We start from the raw sequence: 23,480 nt of genomic DNA, 5'->3' as shown, positions 1-23,480 counted from the left end.
CGAGGTAATCAACAGCCGCGACAACGCCGTCGTGCCGAGCATCTGTGAGCGCGGGACTAGTTGCCCGCTGCAACAACAAGAGTAGGCTTGCGCTCTGTGAGCACCCCGGCCTCCCGCGAACCGATATTCCCCTTCCGCACCGTGGTGCTTGGCGCGCTGATACCGGCTTTCATCTTCAGCACCGGCATCGGTGCCATGATCCCGGTGCTGGCCTCATTTTCCGTAGAACGCGGAGCAACTATTGCTCTAGCGGGTGTGATCGCGGCGATGCTTCCCATCGGGCAGATCGTCGCTGACCTACCTGCGGGGGCGCTAGCTTCGAGAATCGGGGACCGGCGGGCCATGTTGATCGCGGGAGCCTGCGCGGCCGCGGGGTTTCTGGCCGCCGGTTTTGCGCCGTCGCTGTTGACTCTCGGTGCCGCGATCTTCTTGGTGGGAGCGGCCAACGCAGTTTTCCATCTCGCCCGGCACTCCTACCTCACAGAAGTCACCAATCCCCTGCAGCGCGCGCGGGTTCTCTCTACACTCGGCGGAGTGCACCGGATCGGTCAGTTCGCCGGCCCCTTTCTCGGTGCAGCCCTGACCCTTGGTGGCGATCTGCGCTGGGTCTTCGGCCTGGCGGCAGTCACCTCCCTGGCCGCCGTCGCTACTGTGTTCACAGCGCGGGCGGCGAAAGGTGAGGATGATCCGGACCAGCGGACGCGCAGGGCTGGCACTCCCCCAGTGCGGCTGAAACAGGTGCTACGCGACTACCGGCATCTCTTGCTGACACTGGGCATGTGCGGAATGTTTGTGGGTGCCATCCGCGGCGCGAAGCAGCAGGTTCTGCCCCTCTGGGGTGAGTACATCGGACTGGATCCGACCACGATTTCGCTGATCTATGGCATCTCCAGCGGCATCGATATGCTGCTGTTCTACCCTGCCGGAAAAGTCATGGACAGCTTCGGCAGACTCTGGGTAGGAGTTCCGGCCATGCTCGCACTGGGGGCCGCGATGGCTATGGTCCCGCTCAGCAGTACAGCGGCGCAATTGGCAGTAGTAGGCATCTTCATGGGCTTCGCCAATGGCATGGGATCCGGCATTATGATGACCATCTCCTCTGATATCGCCCCTGCTGAGGCCCGGCCCCAGTTCTTAGGCGCCTGGCGGGTACTGACCGATATCGGCATAGGCCTGGGACCACTGACACTGGCAGCCGGCGCGGCTCTAGGCTCACTGGCCATCGGTGTGCTGATAGCTGCCAGCTATGGCCCGATGGGCGCGGCAATTATGCAGCGCTGGCTGCCACGGTATTCAGATCACGCCAACCGGTCCACGCGGCGTCGAGCCGGCATCACCCGCTAGGGGATTCCGTTGGGCCGAGTCTCAGCATGTGACACGTGGCGCCGACCAAGGGCAGCCACCGGATAGCATGTTTCGGCGATACGGAAACGCCTTTGAGAGGAATTGTGTGAGCCCTAGCAGTCAGCGGATCGAGAAGGTCTACGAACAGGTCATCAGCCGAAATCCTGGCGAGCTTGAGTTTCACCAGGCGGTTCGGGAAGTTTTCGACTCCCTTCCTCGAGTCCTCTCCCGGCACCCTCAGTATGTGGAAGCGTCCATCCTGGAGCGCATCTGCGAGCCCGAACGGCAGATCATCTTCCGAGTCCCTTGGACTGATGATGAGGGCAATGTGCATATCAACCGCGGCTTTCGAGTTCAGTACAACTCTGCTCTGGGTCCGTATAAGGGTGGTCTGCGTTTCCATCCCAGCGTGCTGCTGGGGACAGTGAAGTTCTTGGGCTTCGAGCAGATCTTCAAGAACGCCCTCACCGGACTCCCCATCGGCGGAGGAAAGGGCGGCAGTGATTTCGATCCCAAAGGCCGCAGCGACGCTGAGATCATGCGATTCTGCCAGTCCTTCATGACTGAGGCTTATCGTCACCTCGGCGACCGCGTCGATGTTCCAGCCGGAGACATCGGCGTGGGCGGCCGCGAGATCGGTTACCTCTTTGGCCAGTACAAACGCATCACCAACAGGTATGAATCCGGTGTCCTGACCGGTAAAGGTATCAGTTGGGGCGGCTCTCTGGTACGCACGGAAGCCACCGGCTACGGCACGGTCTTCTTCACCCAGCACATGCTGGCCACGCGCGGACGCTCATTCGACGGCGCCAAGGTGCTGGTCTCAGGCTCAGGCAATGTCGCCATCTACGCCATCGAGAAGGTCACCGAACTCGGCGGCACCGTAGTGGGCGCATCAGACTCCTCCGGCAGCATCTACGATCCAGACGGAATCGACCTTCAGCTGCTGCGCGAGATCAAGGAGGTCCGCCGTGGCCGTATCAGCGAGTACGCTCAGGAACGCGACCGGGCAGAGTACATCGGCGGTGCCCCGGTCTGGGCGGTGGCCGAGAAGACACCCGTGGATGTGGCCTTGCCCTGCGCCACTCAGAATGAACTTGGTGAGCAAGACGCCGCACTGCTCATCGCCGCGGGAGTACAGGCTGTAGCTGAAGGTGCGAATATGCCGACCACGCCTGAAGCCATCCGTGCCCTTCGCGATGCCGGCGTTCTCTTCGGCCCCGGCAAAGCAGCCAATGCCGGCGGTGTAGCCACCTCAGCATTGGAAATGCAGCAGAACGCCACGCGGGACTCATGGAGCTTCGAATACACCGAGCAGCGCCTGGCAGAGATTATGGAGAACATCCATACGCGCTGTGCTGAGACCGCAGAAGAGTACGGGGTGCCCGGAGACTACGTCTCGGGGGCTAATATCGCCGGCTTCACCCAGGTGGCCGATGCCATGATCGCCCAGGGCGTGATCTAAGGCTGATGGCGTAGGCACCAGGGACAGCCTTGGCAGGCACCTCGGCCTAGTCGCCAATCAACGGTGCTGCGGTGCTGCCGCGGACTACCAGCTCATAAGGCAGGGTGGGCTGGCCGTCATGTTCGCCATCAACCTGACGCAGAATACGTTCTGCCGCCCGTCGACCCTGATCGGCTGGCTTCTGATCCACTGTGGTCAGCGTGAATAACGCTGCGAGTTCGTGGCCGTCCACGCCCACCACAGATAGCTGCTGCGGAACTCCCAGTCCCAGGTCCCGGGCTGCCAGGATGGCGCCGATGGCCATCTCATCCGAAGCCGCGACTATACCGGTCAGACTGTGCCCGGGAGTGCCCAGCAGCTGCTTGGCGGCCTCGTATCCGCCTTCGATGGTGAAGTCTGCCGCCCGCACCAGTGCCGCATCCGGGTCCGCATCCCAGGCTTCTAACGCTTGGTTGAACCCTTCGAGACGGCGCGTGGGAACGTGAAAATCGACATCAAAGGCCTGGTCGCCGCCGATGTACCCCAGCCGCCGGTGTCCTAACTGCAAGAGGTGTTCAGCAGCTAACCGGGTGACCGCACGGTCATCGATGGCCATTCCGGGAATGCCGCGCTGGGACCCGCCGATGATGATCACCGGCAGATCAAGCTGCTCCAGCTGCTCGGCCTCCCAATCGTCGAGTTCCAGGGCTATCACAATGACGCCGTCAACCCGACGTCGCCGCAGGAATGCCTGGAAGATCTCGCGGCGCAACTTGGGGTCCGCCGTCACGTTGTACAGCGTGAGGTCATAGCCGGAGCGGGTCAGCGTGTCTGAGATGCCAGTCAGCACACTATTGAAGAACCACCGGTGCAGATCGGGGGTAATCACCCCGATACTGCGGCTGCGACCTGAAGCAAGACTGGATGCGGCGGAGGAGACGACGTAGCCCAGCTGCTCGGCAGCAGCCAGAACCTTCTCTCGGGCTACAGCTGAGACCTGACCTCGACCACTTAGTGCCCGAGAGGCCGTGGCGGAGGACACACCGGCTGTTCGGGCGACTTCGTCGAGGCTGACCACTGGGCGCCGCTCCTCCGCTCGTCTGTCACTCATGAGTGATCTCTTTCAACCATACTGTGACGTCACGGGGCACGGTTCGATTCTCAATCGGCGTGCTGGTGGCTAGGACCTCGTGGCCGTCAGGAAGAGTGACGTCTGCACCGCTGATATTTGCCACCACCAGCACACCCGAGTTCTTAAACGCCAGAACACCGCTGCCGAAGTCCGGCACCCATTCAAGCGTGCCGCTGCCCAGATCGGCCTCGCGGCGCAACTGCAGGAGCTGGCGGTAGAGATTCAGTGTGGACGCTGGCTGCTGAGCCTGGACTGACCGGGCTAGAGGCGCCCAGCGCTTAGGCTGCGGAAGCCAGGACTCGCCGGTGTGGCTAAAGCCAAACGCTGGCGCGGAATCTTCCCAGGGCAGCGGCACCCGGCAGCCGTCACGTCCGTAGCGTTCCCCCTGCGTGCGGAACCAGGTGGGATCCTGACGCGCCTCCCCCGGCAGATCATGGACCTCATCGAGCCCGAGCTCCTCACCCTGGTAGAGGTAGGACGAACCAGGCAGAGCCAGCATCAAGGTGGTGGCAGCCCGGGCCCGGCGTACCCCGTCCTCATACTTCGGAATCCCGGGGAAGTCTGGGCCGATGCCTGTGCCCTGGGGATTCTCGCCGGTCAGTGAAAGCCGGGTGGCGTGGCGTACGACGTCGTGATTGGAAAGTACCCAGGTGCTGGGCGCGCCCACACCGCTGAAAGCGGCCAGGGACCGGTCAATAATGTCGCGCAGTTCGGCCTCATCCCAGGAGGCCATGAGGTAGTCGAAATTGAAGGTCTGGTGCATCTCGTCTGGGCGCACCCACAGAGCCATCTTCTCCACTGAGGAGACCCATGCCTCCCCGCACAACGCCCGGTCGCCGTCATATTCACTCAGAATGCGATGCCAATCCCGGTAGATCTCGTGGACACCGGCCTGCTCGAAGTAGGGAGCCGGAGTCTCCTCCCCGCCCATGGATGCCGCATCAGGTGACGGGGTATAGTCCGGCAGCTGCGGATCCTTGACCAGGCCATGGGCGACATCAACGCGGAAACCGTCCACGCCGCGGTCCAGCCAGAAGCGCAGGATCCGGCGGAACTCTTCTTTGACCTCCTCGTTATCCCAGTCGAAGTCGGGCTGGCTGGAATCGAAGAGGTGGAGGTACCACTGGCCGGGAACGCCATCGGGGTCGGTGACTCGAGTCCAGGCGGGGCCCCCGAAGATGGACTGCCAGTTATTCGGAGGCAGCTCACCGTTCTCGCCCCGGCCGTCACGGAAGATGTAGCGGGCACGCTCGCGGCTGCCAGGTGCTGAGGCCAGCGCCTGCTGGAACCAAAGGTGCTGGTCGGAGGAATGGTTGGGGACGAGGTCTACGATGACACGGATGCCGCGCTCATGGGCGGCTCGCAGCATGTCGTCGAAGTCCTCCAGAGTCCCAAAGAGCGGGTCTACATCGCAGTAGTCCGCCACGTCATAGCCAGCATCCTTCTGGGGGGAGGTCATAAAGGGGCTCAGCCACATGGCATCGATGCCCAATTCGGCCAGTGAGTCCAGCCGGGAGGTGATGCCGGGCAGGTCCCCAATGCCGTCACCATTGGAGTCGGCGAAGGAGCGCGGATAGATCTGGTAGATGACGGCACTGCGCCACCACTCATAACCGGCTGCCGCGGGCGTTGCGTGATCCACATCATGTTCGAGCGTCATGCCACCACTGTAGCTGCAAGCGCTTCCACTGACCAGCGCACTTCCGGCGGCGTGGGGCGTCTGCGGTTTCAGTGCAGCAGTAGACCACGTAGCCCCTCGGCATAACGAGAGTTGCGTAGCTCACATTCTGCGTCCATACTGGAAGCGCTTGCAGTCAGCTGGCACGACTGCGCACCTTCCGACTCAACGAAGAGAGGCACATCATGAGGGCTACATTCTCAGCACCTATCCGCCTGGGTGCCCTGCTCGGCGCCGGCGCTTTCGCCCTGACCGCCTGTGGCGGCTCCGGCAGTGCAGAACCCAGCGGATCCCCCGCCCCGGAGCAGAACGGTGAATCCTCCAGTGCGGCCCCGGAAGCCGCTGGTGAACTGACAGTTTGGGTAGACGCCGACCGCGCCGATGTTCTTGCAGATGCTGCGGAGGACTTTGAGGCCGATACCGGGATCGCAGTCAATCTGGTCCAGCAGGATTTCGGTGAGATCCGCGACCAGTTCGTTTCTCAGGTCCCCACCGGTGAGGGGCCGGACATCGCAGTCGGTGCCCATGACTGGCTGGGCGTCTTGGTGACCAACGGTGTGGTCGCGCCCATTGAACTCGGAGATGCTGCCAATGACTTTGAGCAGGTCACTGTGGATGCCTGGTCCTATGACGGTCAGACCTACGGTGTGCCCTACTCGATCGAGAACATTGCTCTGCTGCGCAATACCGAACTAGCACCTGAGGCCCCTGAGACTTTCGATGAAATGATCGAGATGGGAGAAGCCTCCGGCGCCACATACCCCTTCCTGGTTGGCCTTGATCCTCAGGCCGCAGACCCCTACCACCTGTACCCCTTCCAGATGTCCTTCGGAGCACCAGTCTTTGGCACCAATGAGGACGCCTCCTACAACCCCGAGGACCTGCAGATCGGGAATGAAGGCGGCCAGGAGTTCGCCCAGTGGTTGGCCGAGCAGGGTGAAGCTGGCGTGCTGAACACTAATATCGACGGCGACCTGGCACTGGAGAACTTCAACTCCGGTGACTCGCCGTTCTACCTGACCGGCCCCTGGAACGTTCCAGCCGCGCAGGAGAGCGGCATCGACGTTGCTGTTGATCCCATCCCGGCCCCCGGGGACAGCCCGGCGCAGCCCTTCGTCGGAGTCCAGGGCTTCTTCCTCTCCGCCCAGAGCGAGAACGTGGTAGCGGCGACGAACTTCCTGATCAACTACATCGGTTCCCCTGAGGTGCAGACCGCACTCTATGAGGTGGGTGGTCGCGCACCGGCCTTGACCGAGTCCTTCGACGCAGCCCTGGCTGAGGATGAAATCGTTGCCGGCTTCGGTGCCGTAGGCACCGACGCCGTGCCGATGCCTTCCATTCCGGAAATGGGAGCCGTGTGGGATTACTGGGGAGCAACCCAGACTGCCATCATCAACGGTGAAGGCGATCCGGTTGAACTCTGGGACCGCATGGCAGAGGACATTGCAGGAGCGCTCGACTAAGCCATGACTGAACCGACCACCACCTCGGGCCCCCGGCCGCCGGCAGCAAGCCGAAAAGACAGACGACGACACCAGGCCAACCGCATTGTCGACGGCACCACGGGCTGGAAGCTGATGCTCTTGAAGATCATCGTGCTGAGCATCCTGTGCGCTACTGCGGTCTATGCCGCCCTGGTGCTGTTCATCAACGATCGCTGGCTCATCGGGTCCCTGGTGGTGGTCGGCGCTGCAGCGCTGACCTGGATATATCTGCAGCGTGGAGCGCTTCCTGCGAAGTATCTGGCACCAGGTCTGGTGTTTCTGCTGATCTTCCAGATCTTCGTCGTTCTCTACTCCGGATATGTGGCCTTCACCAACTACGGAACCGGTCATAACAGCACTAAGGATCATGCGGTCCAGGCAATTATGCTGCAGACACAGGACCGGGTACCTGACTCCCCCACCTATCCCTTGACAGTGACCGAGTCCGACGGCGAGATCTACTTCGCCCTCATCAATGACAACGGTGAAGTTCTCATCGGTGCTGAAGAACAGCCCCTGGAACCGGCGGAGGGGGCCGTCGTCGACAATGGCACTATCACCGCGATTGAAGGACATCACGTCCTCAGCTTCGCCGACCTGCTGAACCGCCAGCAGGAGATCACCAACTTGGCCGTACCGCTGGAGGAGGACCTCAACGCCGGCTACCTCCGCACCCAGGATGGCCAGCGCGCCTACCTCTATACCTCCCGCTACGTGTATGACGAGAACGCCGATACGCTCACCAACTCCGCGACCGGTACCGTGTACCGAGATACCGGAGAAGGCGCTTTCATTGCAGAGGACGGCGAGAAGCTGATGCCGGGGTGGAGGGTCAACGTAGGCTTCGACAACTTCCTGCGTGCCGTCACAGAAGACTCCATCCGTGGACCGCTCATCTACGTCACGCTCTGGACCTTCGCCTTCGCTCTGCTGTCCGTAGCGACGACTTTCATCCTGGGTCTGTTTCTGGCGATCGTCTTCAATGACCGAAGAATGGTGTCCCGTAAGTATTACCGACTGGTGATGATCCTCCCCTACGCCTTCCCAGGGTTTCTTTCTGCCCTGGTATGGGCGGGGATGATGAACCAGGAGTTCGGATTCATCAATAACGTCCTCTTCGGCGGAGCAGCAATTCCCTGGTTGACCGATCCCTGGCTTGCCAAACTCAGCATTCTGATAGTGAATCTATGGTTGGGCTTCCCGTATATGTTCTTGGTCTGCACCGGTGCCCTGCAATCGATCCCCGATGAACTCACCGAGGCGGCCCAGATGGACGGCGCCAAGCCGTTCCAGGCCTTCCGGATGATCAAACTTCCGCTGCTGCTGACAGCTATCGCTCCGCTGCTGATCTCATCCTTCGCCTTCAACTTCAACAACTTCAACCTGATCTACATGCTCACCGGCGGAGGTCCTCGCGATGTCAGCGCAGGTGTCAATGTGGGGTCCACCGACATCCTGATCTCGATGGTCTACAAGGTCGCTTTCGTCGGTGCGCGGGCGGACTACGGCCTCGCCAGCGCATTCTCCATTCTGATCTTCATCATTGTGGGAACTATCTCGGTAATGGCGTTCCGCAAAACCAAGGCCCTTGAGGAGCTGAACTGATATGGCAGAGACGCTCACCCATCATCGCCGCCCATTCCGCCGCTGGTTCCGGGAAACCGGATGGAGGCATCTTGTCGGGGCCGCCGTGGTGCTGTTCTCCGTGTTCCCGCTGATCTACGTGCTCTCAGCGTCGCTGAACCCAGCCGGTACGCTCATCACCGCGAACAGACTCTTCGCCACGGTGAGCCTGGACAGCTACATCGACTTGTTCAACCGACCGCAGCAGCCCTATGCCGCCTGGTTTCTTAATACCCTGGTCATCGGCCTCAGCGCCTCAGCCGGATCTGTGCTGCTAGGCGCGCTGGCGGCTTACGCCTTCTCCCGGATGCGTTTCACCGGACGCCGCGTCGGACTGATCACTCTGGTTCTGGTGCAGATGTTTCCCCAGCTGCTGGCGATGGTCGCGATCTTCCTGCTGATGCTCGGTATCGGCGAGATCTTCCCAGCCATCGGCCTCAACAGCCAGGCAGGGCTGGTCATGGTCTACCTGGGCGGTGCTCTGGGTGTGAACACCTATCTGATGTATGGGTTCTTCAATACCGTCCCACAGTCCATCGATGAAGCAGCGCGGATCGACGGCGCCGGCCACGCCCGCATCTTCTTCACCATCATCCTGCCACTGGTCTCCCCCATTCTCGCGGTGGTCGCGCTGCTGTCCCTGGTGGGTACCCTCAGCGAGTTCGTCATCGCCTCGGTACTGCTGCGTGACCCGCAGAAACAGACTCTTGCGGTGGGCCTCTACCAGTTCATCTCCCAGGAAACCTCGCAGAACTGGTCAGTCTTTGCAGCCGGTGCTGTTCTCGCGGCCATCATTCCCGTAGCGCTGTTCCTGCTGCTTCAGCGCTATATCGTCTCCGGCCTCGTGGCAGGAAGTGTGAAGTGACCCCTGAGCCGTTGCCCCATCACGATGGTTCACCGCTCCACGTCTCCACTGCGCATCCAACGCTGGGCGAAACCGTTACCCTGCGCCTACGTGTGCCGCAGCAGTACCCGAAGTTACGCAACGTCATGGTCAGGTCCAATCCCGATCATGAGCCTCACTGGGATACTGCCACCGACCTAGGTATCCTCAACGGCTGGCGTTGGTGGCAGGCGCAGGTCAAGGTGGCCAATCCGCGCCACGGCTACCGGTGGCTGCTGATACACGATGAAGACACGCTTGGAGGTTCGGCCCCAACTATTGAATGGCTGAATCAGTCCGGTATTCACTCCGGTGAAGTGCTCGATGCCGAGGACTTCGCGCTGCTGGCCTATCCGGCACCCCCGCTCTGGCTTTATGACGGGGTGATGTATCAGATCTTTCCGGACAGATTCGCCCGTTCTGCTGGTGCCGACTCACGCGAGATCCCGGACTGGGCGGAGCCAGCTGATTGGGCTGATCCGGTCAACCCGGTGATGCCCTCCCGGGTATGTCAGTTCTACGGAGGTGACCTCGACGGCGTCGTCGAGCACCTTGATCACCTCCAGCAGCTGGGTATCAACATTCTCTACCTGACCCCGTTCTTCCCGGGTGCGTCCAATCACCGTTATGACGCGTCGAGCTTTGAACAGGTGGATCCATTGCTCGGCGGCGATGAGGCGCTGATCAGGCTGACCGATGCAGCTCATCAGCGAGGCATGAAGGTGATCGGAGACCTCACCACCAATCATTCCGGTGATCGCCATGAGTGGTTCCAGCGAGCACTTGCGGAGCCAGATTCAGATGAGCGCGGCTTCTACTATTTCACCGACGACGGCGACTACGAGTCTTGGCTGGGAGCGGCCAGCTTGCCGAAGTTTGACTGGTCCTCGCAGAAGCTGCGCAGGGCTTTCATTGAAGGTCCGGATTCAGTAGTGGCTAAGTGGCTGAAGCCGCCGTTCAACCTGGACGGCTGGCGGATCGATGTGGCCAACATGACCGGTCGCTTTCGTGATGTGGACCTCAACGCCGAGGTCAGGCAGATCCTGCGTCGCACCATGGAGGAGGTCAAGCCGGACTCCATCCTCTTGGCTGAGTCCACCAATGATGCCGCCAGCGACCTCACCGGGGATGCTTGGCACGGAGCTATGACCTATCCCTCCTTCACCCGACCGTTGTGGGCTTGGCTGGCAGAGCCCACAGGTCAGCCCTATACCACCGCCCAGGGGAGTCAGGAAACCGAGCCATGGTTCTTCGGCCAACCTCTCGGCGGCATTCCCCGTGGAGACGCCCACTCCTTCCGCGAGGCTGTGGAGCGGTTCAACGCAGTGATCCCCTGGCGGATTCGACTGGGCAACATGCATCCGCTGGACACTCACGACACCGCCCGATTCGCCACCCACGCCACCGGTGAGCGGGTAGCGGTGGCAGTGGGACTCCAGCACTCGCTGCCGGGCCTGCCGACCCTCTTCGCGGGTGACGAATTCGGACTCACCGGCGAAGACGGCGAGATCAGCCGCACACCTATCCCTTGGTCCTCGATCCACCAGCCAGAGGTTGCTGAGCGACTTCGTCTCTACCGGGAGTTCATAGGGCTGCGCCATCGGCACCCGGTGCTCTCTACCGGTGCGATGCGGTGGCTCTTCAGCGATGCGGACACGATCATCTTTATCCGTGAATCCGAGAAGGAGTCCTTGCTGGTCTTCGCATCCACCTCACCGGATGAGCAGACCACAAGCCTGCCGGTAGACCTGGTGTGTTCAAGTCCGCTGAACCCAGCTGTCGATGTGCAGAAGCTCTACGGCGCAGTGGAATTCCGCGTCGAGGATGACCACCTCCTGCTGCGTAGCGGCGGAGTCCGGTTCGGCATGTGGCAGCTGCCCGGGGTGAAAGTTCCCCGCTAAAGATGACTGCAGTCCCTGGAGCGTTGTGGGTAGATCATCAGCCGCTGCGCACTGGTTCCAGCGACTGAGTCTCCTCGTCAGTGAAAAGCCGCGAACGGATGATGAACCGACGTCCGGTAGGCCCTTCGATGCTGAAACCAGCACCTCGTCCTACCGTCACGTCGATGGTGATATGCGTATGGGACCAGTACTCGAACTGTGCTCTGGAGATCCACACCGGCACAGGCTCGGGGGTGCCCGGGGTGAGCTCGCCGAGGAGAACATCTGCAGACCCGGTCAGGAATGTTCCCTGGGTGTAGCACATGGGGGCCGAGCCATCGCAGCATCCTCCGGACTGGTGGAACATCAGCGGCTTACCGTGCTCTTGGCGCAAGCTGCGCAGAAGCGCAGCGGCTTCCTCCGTGATCGATACTCGCTCGGCCCCCATGACTTCCCTCCATTGGAATCGGTGATTTCAGACCTGTGACTTCAGTCCACCAGTGGTGGTCCGACTAAGGCATCGGGCCACACTTCTAGAAGAAACCGAGCTTGTCCTCTGAGTAGCTGACAAGCAGATTCTTGGTCTGCTGGTAATGGGAGAGCATCATCAAGTGGTTCTCTCGTCCAACACCAGACTGTTTGTATCCGCCGAACGCTGCGTGGGCGGGATACTGGTGGTAGCAGTTGGTCCAGACTCGTCCGGCCTGGATATCCCGGCCGGCGCGGTAGGCAGTATTCGCATCGCGGGACCACACACCGGCACCCAGACCGTAGAGGGTGTCATTGGCGGTGGAGATCGCGTCGTCGTATTCGGAGAACTCTGTCACCGAGACCACCGGACCAAAAATCTCCTCCTGGAAGACCCGCATGGAATTGCTGCCGCGGAAGATCGTGGGTTCCACATAGAAACCCTCCGCCAAATCCCCGTCCAGTTCCGCGCGGGCGCCGCCGGTCAGCACTTGAGCCCCTTCAGCCTTTCCGATATCGATATAGCTGAGAATCTTTTCCAGCTGGTCGTTGCTCGCCTGCGCGCCGACCATGGTATCGGTATCCAGCGGATTCCCCTGCTTCACAGCCTTTGTGCGCTCGACTGCATCACCGAGGAACTGGTCAAAGATACTGGACTGGATCAACGCACGTGATGGGCAGGTGCACACCTCGCCTTGGTTCAGGGCGAACATAGTGAAGCCTTCGAGAGCCTTGTCGTAGTAGGCATCGTTCTCCCGGGCGACATCTTCGAAGAAGATGTTCGGGCTCTTTCCTCCCAGCTCAAGGGTGACGGGGATGAGGTTCTGCGAGGCGTACTGCATGATGAGCCGTCCCGTGGTGGTCTCGCCGGTGAAGGCGATCTTGCGAATCCTGGGACTCGACGCCAGCGGCGCCCCGGCTTCGGCTCCGAAGCCATTGACCACATTGACCACGCCCGGAGGGAGGATGTCTGCCAGCAGTTCCATCAGCAGCAGAATCGACGCTGGTGTTTGCTCTGCTGGTTTGAGTACGACGGCGTTGCCGGCGGCCAATGCCGGAGCCAGCTTCCAGGTCGCCATCAGCAGCGGAAAGTTCCAAGGGATGATCTGGCCCACCACACCAAGCGGCTCATGAAAGTGGTAGGCCACAGTACTGCCATCGATCTCGCTAATACCGCCTTCCTGAGCGCGAATGGCTCCGGCGAAGTAGCGGTAATGGTCAACGGCCAAGGGAAGATCGGCGGCCAAGGTTTCGCGAACTGGTTTGCCGTTCTCCCAGGTCTCGGCCACAGCCAGGGCCTCGAGATTTTCCTCGATGCGATCAGCGATCCGGTTCAACAGCACAGCTCGCTCTGCGACGGAGGTCCTCCCCCAAGCGGGCGCGGCCTTGTGCGCAGCGTCCAGAGCCAAGTCGATGTCCTCAGCGGTAGAACGCGGCACCTCGGTGAAGCTCTTGCCAGTGACTGGACTCAGGTTCTCAAAGTACTGACCCTTTACTGGCGCGACGCATTCGCCGCCGATGAAGTTCTCGTACCTGGACTTGTAGCTGACCACGCTGGACTCGGTACCGGGTTGTGCATAGACGGTCATGGTGACTCCTTCGTCAAGGTTGCATTCCACTGGACGTGACGTGCATCACGCCTTGATCGAAAGCTACTCCCCTGGAGGTTGCATCACCGTTGCATAGTCTGTGACCGATCTTCGACGTAAACTGTGACTAGCACCACAGAGACTGTGGGTAAGGAGGGTGATGAAGGCCGTTCCGGATGAACCGTGCACATGGGATTCGCTGCCCCCTGTGCTGCGCGAGTCTTGGTACAGGTCATCGCAGTTCCTGCAGAACCCTGACACGTCAATGGCTCCCGTGGAACTCGACGACGAGACACTCAGCGCGTATCGCCAAGAACATCCATTGCAGCAAGTGCTGCCCATTTTTCAGAAGCTCCTCGTTCAGCCTGCGGCACAGGCTGGGCTGCTGGTGGCTATTGGCGACGCCGAGGGGCGCCTGCTCTGGGTAGACGGTGACCGACACGCACTGCGACAAGCCGAAAACTCTGCTTTCCGAGCCGGTGCCACCTGGTCAGAGCAAGCGATCGGCACCTCGGCCCCAGGTCTGGCGCTGGCCACCGGACACGGCGCCCAAGTTCACCAGGATGAGCACTTCGCCTACTCTGCTCATCGGTTCTCCTGCTCAGCGGCACCCATCCGGAACCCTCATACCGGGGCGCTCCTGGGGGTAGTGGATCTGACCGGAGATGAGAAGGCAGTGGCCACCCACTCGCTGCCGCTGATTCAGGCGGCAATCTCAGCCGCTGAGGCAGAGCTGAAGGTCCTCCCAGCGGTCTCCGGATTGCCACAGCTCATCACCTTGGGGACCTATCGGCCCCAGCTCGGCGGTGCGGCGGCCCGAGAATGCCTGAGTTTACGCCACGCTGAAATTCTCACCCTGCTTTCCTGGGATATGGCTCACACCGGGAGCGGGTATGGTGCCCAGGAGCTTGCCGAACTGGTCTACGGTGAATCTGGGCATCAGGTAGCGATGCGTGCCGAGATGGTTCGGCTACGCAAACAGCTGCGCAGCTCACCTGCAGCCGCGGGCGTCGATGTGGCCTCGAAGCCGTATCGCTTAACTGCGGCGATTGATCACGATGCTGTCGCAGTGCTGACCGCTCTGACCGCCGGTGACCGCACGGCCGCTCTAGACCTCTACGGTGGCAGCCTGCTGCCGGCCTCTGAGGCCCCTGGGATCCTCTCGATCCGTCATCACCTTGCCGCTGCGCTGCGCGAGTCGCTGCTCGACGACGGGAGTGCCGAAGAGCTCTTCCGCTATCTCCAATTGCCCGAAGCCATAGAGGACGAGGAAGCCGCATACACGGCACTGCGTGTGATGCCGATTGAGTCTCCGCTGCGAGCAGCGCTCGTCGCTCGGATGCAGGCCTGAATCATGAATGATCGTGGCTTCTCGGTCCAGATAACGTCAAGGCAGCACCTAGACTCTAGCTGATGGATTCCCCCTCGACCGCCGCTTCTGCCTACACCGTGCTCGCCAGTGATGCTGAGATCATCACCGAGATCGAGCGCAAGAAGTCGCGCTTCTTGACTGTCATGCGCCGGGCAGAATCCTCGGATCGCGCGCACCAGCTGGTCGATGACCTCCGGCGCACACACCCTACGGCTCGGCACCACTGGTGAAGGCCAGCATGCCCTCCGGGCGGGAAGACCTCAGCGACGTCGTCGTGGTGGTGGTGCGCTGGTTTGGCGGCACACTGCTGGGGGCTGGAGGGCTGGTCAGTGCCTACTCGGATTCGGTAATCGCCGCCCTGGAGAGCGCGGGGGCCTCCGGGGCTTTCCGGCGGCGCCAACGCTTGTGCCAGTACAGTCTGCTCGCCCCGATTGCTGAAGCAGGACGATGGGAGAACGAACTGCGCAGCACAGGTGTCTCCGTGCTCAATACTGATTATGGCAAGATCCCTGGCAATGCGGCGCTGACTCTTGCGATTCCCGATGAGATGGAGCAGGCGGATCAACTCGCGGCCAAGATCGCCACCGTCAGCTCCGGTACCGCGTCCTTGGAGGAACTCGGCACCGCCTGGGTAGACCGCTAGGACCACGACTCGGCCGGGGCGGCCTGCCTGCGCCGCCAGTGCCGCAAGGGACTGCCCGCAAAGAAATGTTGGCCCGTGCGCGTCCATCCCCACACCGCTGTAGCAAGGACAACTGCCAGCACTGTCAGGGTGAGACTCGCCGGCCTCCAGGGAAGCACGATCAGAGCCAGTGTCCCGGCGACCGTGATGATGATGCCATCTGCAAGCCACGCCAGAATCTTCACGGCAGAGAGGCCAACTCCCCCGGGAATCGCTGTCGGGCGTTGGAAGGCTTCGAGGCCGAGGTAACGGCTGCCTTCGGCCCATTCGTCGTTCTGCTCCGCCAGCACAGCACCGATGAGGCGGGTGATGGCATCGCGGTTGGGAAAGATCCCGACGACATCGGTGCCCCGGCGGATCTCTTTGTTCAGCCGCTCGTTGGGGTTATTCGACCAGACCTGGGTCCACACGTCCTTGGGAAAGGCGGCGGAGGCCAGGATCTCGGCCCGGGCGGCGTCGAGGTGGTCATGAACGGCTGGCAGCTTGGCTTCGACGTAGTCCAGCAGACGATCGAACTGGGCGTTGACGCTGGCAGCATCGGGCTGGTCATAGACCGAGTGCAGCATCGCCTTCACCGCAGGCCACATGCTCTTAGGGCACACGCTCATCAGGTTCGCGGAATAGTGGGGGCGGCAACGCTGCCACACCGCTCCGGGCAGGTTGGCTGCGATGGCCTCTACCAGCCCGCGGTGGGCATCACTGGTGACCATCTTGACCCCGGCCAGGCCGCGGGCGACCAGGTCAGCGAAGAACGTGTTCCAGGCCGCAGCGGTCTCGGCGGTGGCTACCCGCAGTCCCAGGACTTCGCGGTGGCCATCGGCGTTAACCCCGGTAGCGACCAGCACCACCGCGTTGATCACTCGGCCGCCTTCACGGACTTTCATCGTCAACGCATCAGCGGCCACGAAGGTGAACGGACCCGACTGGCCCAGGGGTCGAGTGCGGAAGTCAGCGACGTGGGCATCGAGATCCTCAGCCATCCAGGAGACCTGTGACTTCGACAACGAGTCGATGCCCAGAGTCTTGACCAGTTTGTCCATCCGGCGGGTGGAGACCCCAGCCAAATACGCGTCAGCGACCACGGTGATCATCGCTGATTCAGCGCGCTTACGCCGCTCCAGCAGCCAGTCGGGGAAGTAAGTGCCTTAGCGTAGCTTCGGCACCGCGACATCGACAGTGCCTACTCGGGTGTCCAGGGCCCGGTGGCGGTAGCCGTTGCGCTGGGTGACCCGTTCGGCACTGGGCTTACCGTACTGGGCACCAACCACGGCATCGACATCGGCTGAGAGCAGGGCGTTGATCATGGTCTGCAGCAAGCTGCGCATCAGATCCGGTGAAGCCTCGGAGAGGGCTTCTTTGAGCACGCCTGCAGGGTCGACAATATGAGGAGCGGTCATCGTGGTGATGTCCTTTCGAGTTGGGATGTGAGAGTTTCCTCGAAGGGGCCACCCGATGACCGCGCTCACGTTCATAACCGTGACAGTCACCGGGGACTACACCACTCTATGGGGCACTACTGCTTCCGATCCTGCTGCTGCCCGGCGGAGTAGCCCTGGCCTATGCGCGGAAACAGGGTCTACGCGGGGTCACTGAGGCTTTCGCCGACCGTTCCTACCATCCCGACGGAACATTGGTCTCCCGACAGGAACCCGTTGCGGTGCTCCACGACACCGCTCAGGTGGTGGAGAACATGCTGCGCTTGGCGGAGGAGGGCGTGCTCATCGCCCGTGACGGAACGCGCCTGGAGACTGAGGCGGAATCGATTTGCACTCACGGTGATACCCCGGGTGCCGCAGACATGGCGGGGGCTCTCCACCATGCCCTGGAATCCGCCGGAGTGGAGATCCGCAGCTTCGCATAGAGCAGGCTGCAGGATCAAGCGAGGGCACGAAAAAACTGCCGCCCGGGAGGACCTCGAAACCCCCCGGGCGACAGACGTTCTAGGGCCGGCCAGCCCTAGCGCAGTATCCGCTAGGCGCCAGCGGCGACTGGCGTGCGCTCTGCGAGCACGGCACCGGCGTCGGGGTCACGGTCCCCGAAGTGAATGGCGCGGATGGTGCCATCGGGCAGTCCAAGCAGCTCCTCGGAGCGAGCGAAGACATCTTGCCAAAGCTGCAGCTCCTCCTCGGACTCCAGTCCCAGCAGGGACACGAAGGGCGCGCGCCCCTCGCCGAGGAGCCTGAGACCGTTGCGGTGGACGTGGAGACCAAAGTCAACCAGTCCCGCCGACAGCGGAGCGCCGCCACAGAGGATGCGGGACTCACTCCGCGCAAGTCCGCGCGGGGTGATGAAGGTGCACGGCGGCTCCTTCAGGTGCTTGTCCAGCAGCTTCTGCCAGGACTCAGCGAACGCCTCCGACTCTCCTTCGGCCTGATCGCTGGCCTCGCCCGCGGCCTCAAGCTCCGCTACGCGGGGACCGAATTCACGATGCAGCGTCGCCAGGAAGTTCAGCGCATCTGCGGTGAAGAGCTCATTCTGACGTGCTGCGCGCGGGGCAGCGAGAGTGATTCCATTGATCGTGATCGAGCTGGGGGTGTCCATGGTGCTGACTCCTTTGTCAACGCATTAGCCGGTGGGTGGCTGGGCTCAGTGGAACTGGCCCTCTTCAGTCGAGCCTTTCAGAGCCACCGTGGAGGATTCTGGGTTCAGGGTGGTGGAGATAGCGTCGAAGTAGCCGGTGCCCACTTCGCGCTGGTGGCGGGTTGAGGTGTAACCATCTGCCTCGGCGGCAAACTCTGCTTCCTGCAGCTCCACGTAGGCCTTCATCTGCTCCTCCTTGTAGCCCTTGGCCAAGTTGAAGGCGGAGTAATTCAGGGAGTGGAAGCCCGCCAGGGTGATGAACTGGAAGGTAAAGCCCATCTTGCCCAGCTCATTCTGGAACTTGGCGATGGTCTCGTCGTCGAGGTGCTTCTTCCAGTTGAAGGACGGCGAGCAGTTGTAAGCCAGCATCTGGTCGGGGAACTCAGACTTCACGGCCTCGGCGAACTGGCGTGCCACCTCCAGGTCCGGAGTGCCGGTCTCCATCCAGATCAGATCGGAGTAGGGAGCATAGGCCTTAGCACGCTCGATGCAGGGCTCAATGCCGTTGCGCACCTTGTAGAAGCCTTCGGCGGTGCGCTCACCGGTGATGAAGGGCTGGTCACGCTCGTCCACATCGGAGGTGATCAGCGTGGCGGCCTCAGCGTCGGTACGGGCAATGATCAGGCTGGAGACATTGTGCACGTCAGCGGCCAGTCGAGCCGCCTGCAGGGTGCGGATGTGCTGAGCCGTGGGAACCAGCACCTTGCCTCCCAGGTGACCGCACTTCTTCTCTGATGCCAGCTGGTCCTCCCAGTGCACACCTGCAGCACCGGCACCGATCATCTGCTTCATCAGCTCGTAGGCATTCAGCGGACCGCCGAAGCCAGCCTCAGCGTCAGCCACGATCGGCACCAGATAGTCCTCAACGGTCTTGATGCCCTCGAGGTACTCGATCTGGTCAGCACGCAGCAGCGCATTGTTGATGCGGCGCACCACATTGGGCACCGAGTTGGCCGGGTACAGGGACTGATCCGGGTAGGTGTGACCGGAAAGGTTGGCGTCACCGGCCACCTGCCAGCCGGAGAGGTAGATGGCACGCAGGCCGCCCTTGACGTAGTTCACGGCCTGATTGCCGGAGAGAGCACCGAGAGAGTTCGTGTACTTACCCGCAGCATGCTCCTCGGTCAGCTGCTTCCACAGCTTCTCGGCGCCACGCTTGGCCAGGGTGTGCTCCTCCTGGACGGTGCCCTGGAGCTTCACGACCTCCTCTGGGGAGTAGTCCCGGGTGATGTGCTCCCAGCGCGGATTGGTGTCCCAATCCTGCTGGAGTGCCTGAACCTTCTGCTCGAAGACATCACGGCTTTCCGGCTGCAGCACCGGTGTGTCAGTAGCGTCCTGGGTGGGCTTGCTGAGTGTCTCGGTCATGTGAATCTCCTTTGATTCGACGTCCACATCGTTGGGGCTCTTCCAGTTTTGGCCCTTTGCAACCCCCTTCGCCACCCGAATCGAAGGAAAGATCTGCATTTCTTCGCGGATTCGAAGAAGTTGAGAAACACGTCACATCACGTGGCCTGCGACACAGCAACCGTCCCTCCTGTTCCACGGAGGAAGAACCACACCGCACGACGACGTCACCCCTCTGTTTCTTCTACGCTCTGTAGAAGTAAACTGGAGCGCAGGAAGATGCCCCCAATCGCACAACATAAGGACCACCCATGGCCCCTGACTACTCCTCCAGCCCCATGCCCCGCCTGACCTTCATCACCGGCGGCGTGCTGGTGGCGGTAGGCGTGATCGCCTACATCGTGACCGAGTTCTCCTCCTGGACCGCCCTGATTCCCGCCATTGTGGGCGCGGTGCTGCTGCTCAGCGGCGCTGTGGCACTGAAGAGCCTGATGGCCGGCATTCACATTGCGCTGCTGGTGGCACTACTGGGTGCCATCGCTCAGCTGCACCCGATCTTCGGAAACCTGATGGGCGATGGAGACAACACCGCCGCCGGTGTCACCGCTCTGATTACCTTCCTGGTGCTGGTGGTCTATCTCATTCTGGGCGTGCGCAGCTTCCTTGCTGCTCGCCGCTGGAAGAAGACCAACGCCTAAGGGCCATCTAGCGCCTACCGCCGGGAGTCAGCCCACAGGCTGACCCGGTTCGCAGTGGAGGCCGTCGGCGAAGAGACCTTCACCGGCGGCCTCTGCTTCTGCCCAGGCGTCTTCGATCTGCGAGAGGAACCGGTCATTGGGCGCATAGTAGGCCGGCTCCCCGAATCCATCCCTGGCCATCTGCTCATTGATGAAGAGGTCCTCGACATAGACCGCGGCCAGCAAGCGCTCGTAGCGATCCCGCAGGTCACCACCTCGGCAGGTTGCCCATCGGTGTAATCACCGAGCTCATCCTCGTGCTGCCACCAGCTGATGACCGCGGCCGCGAGAATCCCGAGAATCACTACGCCCAGCCAGGCGGACAATACCCTGGCTCCCGTGCCGGCTACGCCTGGTACTCCGCCCGCGGGCGGAGCGCTGATTCCTACGTATTCCGCGGCGGCCAGCGCGGTTGACGTGTCGCGTGAGCTGGCGCTGGAACTGCGGATTGGACATGCGACTGAGTGTCAGCGCGAGGGCGAAGAGCTGCAGCTGCCCGGAAGACAGTTCATAGGGGAACCTGTCACCCAGATGCGGGATCGTCAGCTGCGCCAGGCACTGCTCAGCGCCGAAGCGGGCCTCGTCGTCGTCATCTCCCCAGGAAAGCCGGACCAGCATCAGCTGCTCGTTCAGCGTCATATCTCGCGCTATCGGCGCAGTGTCAATGAGGGACGCCACCGCGGCACGAAACGCTGGGTCGAACTCGTAGGCGGTGAGGTTACCGATCAGACATTGGCCCGAACTGGGCAGCTGCCTGCCGACCAGCGTCTTCAACAGGGTGGTTTTCCCTGCCCCGTTGGGTCCAGTCAGGGCTATCAGCCCCGGGGCCTGCAGGGTGAAGGAGGTCTCAGGCAGCAGCACCGACTCGCCCGCAGCGACTTCGAGCTTCTCGGCCTGAACCTACAGGGTCACAGCAGCGGCGAGCCGATAAAGGGATCGAGGAACAGACCGATGAACAGCAGGGTGAGGTACAGGATGGACAGGTGGAAGACCTTCATGGCCTTCTTATCGGTCAGCGTCTCGTTCTGCGCCTTGTTGTACAGGACATGGCACTCCCAGATAAACCAGCCACCTGCTGCCAGTGCCACCGCGGTATAGGTGATCCCGGCCCAGCCCAAGGGAACCAGCAGCAGCGAACACATCACGGTGGCCCAGGCGTAGAGCACTACCTGTACGCCCACGGTCTTTGCGCTTGCCACGGCACCAAGCATCGGCACCGAAGCGGTTTGATAGTCCGTGCGGTATTTCATGGACAGTGGCCAGTAATGGGGCGGGGTCCAGAGGAAGATGATGACAAACAGCACCAGGGCCGGCCATTCCAGTGTCTCGCGGACCGCAGCCCAGGCGATGACCACCGGGAAGCACCCGGCAATGCCGCCCCAGATGATGTTCTGCTCGGTGCGGCGCTTGAGAATCAGGGTGTAAACCACCACGTAGAAGAACATCGCCGCCGCGCCCAGGCCAGCCGCTAGTGGGTTGGCACCAAACCAGAGCACGACCAGCGCCGCCACGCCCAGCAGCGAAGCGAAGACCAGGGCCTCCCGCGGGGTGAGCTCACCGGTGACCAGCGGCCGCTTCTTGGTGCGGTTCATCAACTTGTCCATATCGCGATCGATATAGCAGTTGAAGGCACCTGCGGATCCGGCAGCCATGGCACCGCCGAGCATAGTGGCGATGGTCAGCCAGAAGTCGGGAAAGCCCCGCTCCGCAAAGACCATGGTGGGGAATGTGGTGACCAGCAGCAGCTCGATGACACGCGGCTTGGTCAAGGACCAATAGGCTGCCGCTTTACGCCGCCATCCCAGACGCGGGTGGGCATCACGGTCAGCGGGCACACGAGAGTGCGTGGTCATTTCGGTCACCGGTCCAGTGTAGCCGGGATAGCGGGTCCGACGACGGCTGGCTCGCCTATCTGCACAAATATTTCTACAAACGGTAGAAATGACGCCCTGTGACGATGCCGACCGCGCCCTCAGGCATCGATCATGTCCCGGTCCAATGCTCGGGCTCCTTCGATGATGAAGTCCTTGCGCGGGGCCACCACTGAGCCCATCAGCAGATCAAAAACTCGCTCCGCCGCCTCAGCATCTTCCACACGAATCCGGCGCAATGAGCGGTGCTGGGGATCCATGGTGGTCTCCGAGAGCTGGTCAGCGTCCATCTCACCCAGACCCTTATAGCGCTGGATGGGTTCCTTGTACTTTAACCCTTCGGCTTCCAGGGAGCGCAGCAGTTTATTCAGCTCGGCTTCGGAATAGGTGTAGCGCACTTCATTGGCTTTACGTCCCGGGTGGATGACTTCGACTCGATGCAAAGGCGGGACGGCAGCGAAGACACGGCCAGCTTCGATCATTGGACGCATATACCGGAAGAACAGAGTCAGCAGCAGAGTCCGGATATGTGCACCATCAACGTCGGCGTCGGTCATCAGCACAACCTTCCCGTAACGGGCTGCCTCCAGATCAAAGCTCCGCCCGGTGCCGGCGCCGATGACCTGAATCAACGCGGCGCATTCGGTATTCGAGAGCATGTCCGAGACCGAGGCCTTCTGAACGTTGAGGATCTTTCCACGGATAGGCAACAGCGCCTGGTAATCCGAAGATCGCGCGAGTTTTGCGGTACCCAGCGCGGAGTCGCCCTCCACAATGAACAGCTCGGAAGACTCGACCTCCTTGGCCCGGCACTCCACCAGTTTCGCTGGCATTGTGGAGTTCTCCAGAGCGTTCTTCCGGCGCTGGGTCTCCTTGTGCATGCGCGCAGAAATCCGCGACTTCATTTCAGCCACAACCTTCTCCAGCAGAGCTGTGGCTTCCTGCTTCTCAGCGCGCTTGGACGAGGTCAGGCGGGCTTCGAGTTCCTTAGCAACCACCTTGGAGACAATCTGCCGGGCAGCCGGGGTACCGAGAATCTCCTTGGTCTGGCCCTCGAACTGCGGCTCGGCGATGCGCACGGTGATGACGGCGGTGAGACCGGCCAGGACATCGTCCTTCTCCAGCTTGTCATTGCCCACCTTGAGTCGGCGCGCATTGGATTCCACCACTTTGCGGAAGGTCTTCAGAAGCGCCTGTTCGAAACCGGTGAGGTGGGTGCCACCCTTTGGGGTAGCGATGATGTTGACGAAACTGCGCACGGTGGTGTCGTAGCCGATCCCCCAGCGCAGGGCGATGTCGACCTCGCAGTCGCGTTCCACATCTTCCATATGGCTGCGACCGTTCTCGCCGATAACCGGTACACGTTCGG

At 61.8% G+C, this 23,480-nt stretch carries 20 protein-coding genes and 2 pseudogenes; 11 read left to right on the top strand and 11 right to left on the bottom strand.

Annotated elements, in window-relative coordinates; genetic code table 11:
* Positions 1-96 precede the first annotated feature (96 nt).
* Both TX78_RS06770 and gdhA read left to right on the top strand, forming a co-directional pair.
* A complete protein-coding gene (locus TX78_RS06770) occupies positions 97-1,344 on the top strand; it encodes an MFS transporter (protein ID WP_049897585.1) in 1,248 nt (415 codons plus the stop codon).
* A gap of 106 nt (positions 1,345-1,450) precedes the next feature.
* A complete protein-coding gene (gene gdhA / locus TX78_RS06765) occupies positions 1,451-2,809 on the top strand; it encodes an NADP-specific glutamate dehydrogenase (protein WP_233722190.1) in 1,359 nt (452 codons plus the stop codon).
* A 46-nt stretch (positions 2,810-2,855) separates the two neighbouring features.
* Here gdhA and TX78_RS06760 read toward each other — a convergent pair whose 3' ends face one another.
* Positions 2,856-3,866: a LacI family DNA-binding transcriptional regulator gene (locus tag TX78_RS06760; RefSeq protein ID WP_049897583.1), complete on the bottom strand. Its 1,011-nt coding sequence runs from the start codon at positions 3,864-3,866 to the stop codon at positions 2,856-2,858.
* Between the two features lie 25 nt (positions 3,867-3,891).
* Positions 3,892-5,580 carry a glycoside hydrolase family 13 protein gene (locus TX78_RS06755; RefSeq protein WP_044494823.1) on the bottom strand — a complete coding sequence of 563 codons (1,689 nt, stop codon included), beginning with the start codon at positions 5,578-5,580 and terminating at the stop codon, positions 3,892-3,894.
* A 203-nt stretch (positions 5,581-5,783) separates the two neighbouring features.
* On the opposite strand from TX78_RS06755, the gene TX78_RS06750 reads away from it, so the two are divergent.
* From TX78_RS06750 to TX78_RS06735, 4 genes are read left to right on the top strand one after another with little or no spacing between them, the layout of a single operon-like run.
* Entirely contained in the window at positions 5,784-7,061 is a 1,278-nt protein-coding gene (locus TX78_RS06750) for a sugar ABC transporter substrate-binding protein (RefSeq protein WP_044494820.1), read from the top strand.
* 3 nt (positions 7,062-7,064) lie between these two features.
* Positions 7,065-8,687: an ABC transporter permease subunit gene (locus TX78_RS06745; RefSeq protein WP_044494818.1), complete on the top strand. Its 1,623-nt coding sequence runs from the start codon at positions 7,065-7,067 to the stop codon at positions 8,685-8,687.
* 1 nt (position 8,688) lies between these two features.
* Complete coding sequence (locus TX78_RS06740; protein WP_044494816.1) at positions 8,689-9,570, top strand: sugar ABC transporter permease; 882 nt, start codon at positions 8,689-8,691, stop codon at positions 9,568-9,570.
* Positions 9,567-11,489, top strand: a complete 1,923-nt coding sequence (locus tag TX78_RS06735) for a glycoside hydrolase family 13 protein (protein ID WP_044494815.1) — start codon at positions 9,567-9,569, stop codon at positions 11,487-11,489. Before TX78_RS06740 ends, TX78_RS06735 begins: the two co-directional genes overlap by 4 nt.
* Positions 11,490-11,526: 37 nt before the next feature.
* On the opposite strand, the gene TX78_RS06730 is transcribed toward TX78_RS06735, so the two are convergent.
* Positions 11,527-11,916 (bottom strand): DUF779 domain-containing protein, encoded by a 390-nt coding sequence (locus TX78_RS06730; RefSeq protein ID WP_044494813.1) that lies wholly within the window; start codon positions 11,914-11,916, stop codon positions 11,527-11,529.
* A gap of 85 nt (positions 11,917-12,001) precedes the next feature.
* Entirely contained in the window at positions 12,002-13,525 is a 1,524-nt protein-coding gene (gene exaC, locus TX78_RS06725; RefSeq protein ID WP_044494811.1) for an acetaldehyde dehydrogenase ExaC, read from the bottom strand.
* 160 nt (positions 13,526-13,685) lie between these two features.
* On the opposite strand from exaC, the gene TX78_RS06720 reads away from it, so the two are divergent.
* The 3 genes from TX78_RS06720 to TX78_RS06715 all read left to right on the top strand — a co-directional run bounded on the left by TX78_RS06720 (position 13,686) and on the right by TX78_RS06715 (position 15,540).
* Complete coding sequence (locus TX78_RS06720; RefSeq protein ID WP_081652622.1) at positions 13,686-14,876, top strand: sigma-54-dependent transcriptional regulator family protein; 1,191 nt, start codon at positions 13,686-13,688, stop codon at positions 14,874-14,876.
* Between the two features lie 62 nt (positions 14,877-14,938).
* A complete protein-coding gene (locus TX78_RS14295; protein ID WP_049897580.1) occupies positions 14,939-15,127 on the top strand; it encodes an IMPACT family protein in 189 nt (62 codons plus the stop codon).
* Between the two features lie 8 nt (positions 15,128-15,135).
* Positions 15,136-15,540 (top strand): YigZ family protein, encoded by a 405-nt coding sequence (locus TX78_RS06715; RefSeq protein WP_049897579.1) that lies wholly within the window; start codon positions 15,136-15,138, stop codon positions 15,538-15,540.
* Positions 15,541-15,800: 260 nt separating this feature from the next.
* Here TX78_RS06715 and TX78_RS06710 read toward each other — a convergent pair.
* Positions 15,801-16,976 (bottom strand): annotated as a pseudogene (locus tag TX78_RS06710) (IS256 family transposase); the annotation flags it as partial.
* Positions 16,977-17,098: 122 nt separating this feature from the next.
* On the opposite strand from TX78_RS06710, the pseudogene TX78_RS13170 reads away from it, so the two are divergent.
* Positions 17,099-17,440 (top strand): annotated as a pseudogene (locus TX78_RS13170) (LamB/YcsF family protein); the annotation flags it as partial.
* Positions 17,441-17,550: 110 nt separating this feature from the next.
* Here the strand turns inward: TX78_RS13170 and TX78_RS06700 are convergent.
* A complete protein-coding gene (locus tag TX78_RS06700; RefSeq protein WP_044494809.1) occupies positions 17,551-18,120 on the bottom strand; it encodes an aldolase/citrate lyase/malate synthase family protein in 570 nt (189 codons plus the stop codon).
* Positions 18,121-18,165: 45 nt separating this feature from the next.
* Positions 18,166-19,524, bottom strand: a complete 1,359-nt coding sequence (aceA, locus tag TX78_RS06695) for an isocitrate lyase (protein ID WP_044494989.1) — start codon at positions 19,522-19,524, stop codon at positions 18,166-18,168.
* Positions 19,525-19,814: 290 nt separating this feature from the next.
* Here aceA and TX78_RS06690 point away from each other — a divergent pair, with 290 nt between their 5' ends.
* Entirely contained in the window at positions 19,815-20,201 is a 387-nt protein-coding gene (locus TX78_RS06690; RefSeq protein ID WP_233722189.1) for a hypothetical protein, read from the top strand.
* Between the two features lie 27 nt (positions 20,202-20,228).
* Here the strand turns inward: TX78_RS06690 and TX78_RS06685 are convergent, their stop codons facing one another.
* The 4 genes from TX78_RS06685 to TX78_RS14290 form a co-directional block, all read right to left on the bottom strand.
* Positions 20,229-20,447: a thermonuclease family protein gene (locus TX78_RS06685; RefSeq protein ID WP_081652620.1), complete on the bottom strand. Its 219-nt coding sequence runs from the start codon at positions 20,445-20,447 to the stop codon at positions 20,229-20,231.
* A gap of 42 nt (positions 20,448-20,489) precedes the next feature.
* A complete protein-coding gene (locus TX78_RS12615) occupies positions 20,490-21,101 on the bottom strand; it encodes an ABC transporter ATP-binding protein (RefSeq protein WP_049897577.1) in 612 nt (203 codons plus the stop codon).
* Positions 21,102-21,148: 47 nt separating this feature from the next.
* Positions 21,149-22,093 (bottom strand): heme o synthase, encoded by a 945-nt coding sequence (locus tag TX78_RS06675; RefSeq protein ID WP_044494806.1) that lies wholly within the window; start codon positions 22,091-22,093, stop codon positions 21,149-21,151.
* 119 nt (positions 22,094-22,212) lie between these two features.
* Positions 22,213-23,480: toprim domain-containing protein (locus TX78_RS14290; protein WP_044494804.1), on the bottom strand; the 1,268-nt coding region annotated here is incomplete at its 5' end.

It is taken from the genome of Nesterenkonia massiliensis (assembly GCF_000455245.1).
In the GTDB taxonomy this organism is placed as follows: Bacteria; Actinomycetota; Actinomycetes; order Actinomycetales; family Micrococcaceae; genus Nesterenkonia; species Nesterenkonia rhizosphaerae.
This window is presented reverse-complemented; position numbering and strand designations above follow the sequence as displayed.

Coding starts and splice junctions, on each gene's coding strand:
- TX78_RS06720 (WP_081652622.1), top strand. CDS start 13,686: ATGAAGGCCGTTCCGGATGAACCGTGCACATGGGATTCGCTGCCCCCT.
- aceA (WP_044494989.1), bottom strand. CDS start 19,524: ATGACCGAGACACTCAGCAAGCCCACCCAGGACGCTACTGACACACCG.
- TX78_RS06730 (WP_044494813.1), bottom strand. CDS start 11,916: ATGGGGGCCGAGCGAGTATCGATCACGGAGGAAGCCGCTGCGCTTCTG.
- TX78_RS06745 (WP_044494818.1), top strand. CDS start 7,065: ATGACTGAACCGACCACCACCTCGGGCCCCCGGCCGCCGGCAGCAAGC.
- TX78_RS06675 (WP_044494806.1), bottom strand. CDS start 22,093: ATGACCACGCACTCTCGTGTGCCCGCTGACCGTGATGCCCACCCGCGT.
- TX78_RS06690 (WP_233722189.1), top strand. CDS start 19,815: ATGGCCCCTGACTACTCCTCCAGCCCCATGCCCCGCCTGACCTTCATC.
- TX78_RS06750 (WP_044494820.1), top strand. CDS start 5,784: ATGAGGGCTACATTCTCAGCACCTATCCGCCTGGGTGCCCTGCTCGGC.
- TX78_RS06755 (WP_044494823.1), bottom strand. CDS start 5,580: ATGACGCTCGAACATGATGTGGATCACGCAACGCCCGCGGCAGCCGGT.
- TX78_RS14295 (WP_049897580.1), top strand. CDS start 14,939: ATGGATTCCCCCTCGACCGCCGCTTCTGCCTACACCGTGCTCGCCAGT.
- TX78_RS06715 (WP_049897579.1), top strand. CDS start 15,136: ATGCCCTCCGGGCGGGAAGACCTCAGCGACGTCGTCGTGGTGGTGGTG.
- TX78_RS06700 (WP_044494809.1), bottom strand. CDS start 18,120: ATGGACACCCCCAGCTCGATCACGATCAATGGAATCACTCTCGCTGCC.
- TX78_RS06740 (WP_044494816.1), top strand. CDS start 8,689: ATGGCAGAGACGCTCACCCATCATCGCCGCCCATTCCGCCGCTGGTTC.
- exaC (WP_044494811.1), bottom strand. CDS start 13,525: ATGACCGTCTATGCACAACCCGGTACCGAGTCCAGCGTGGTCAGCTAC.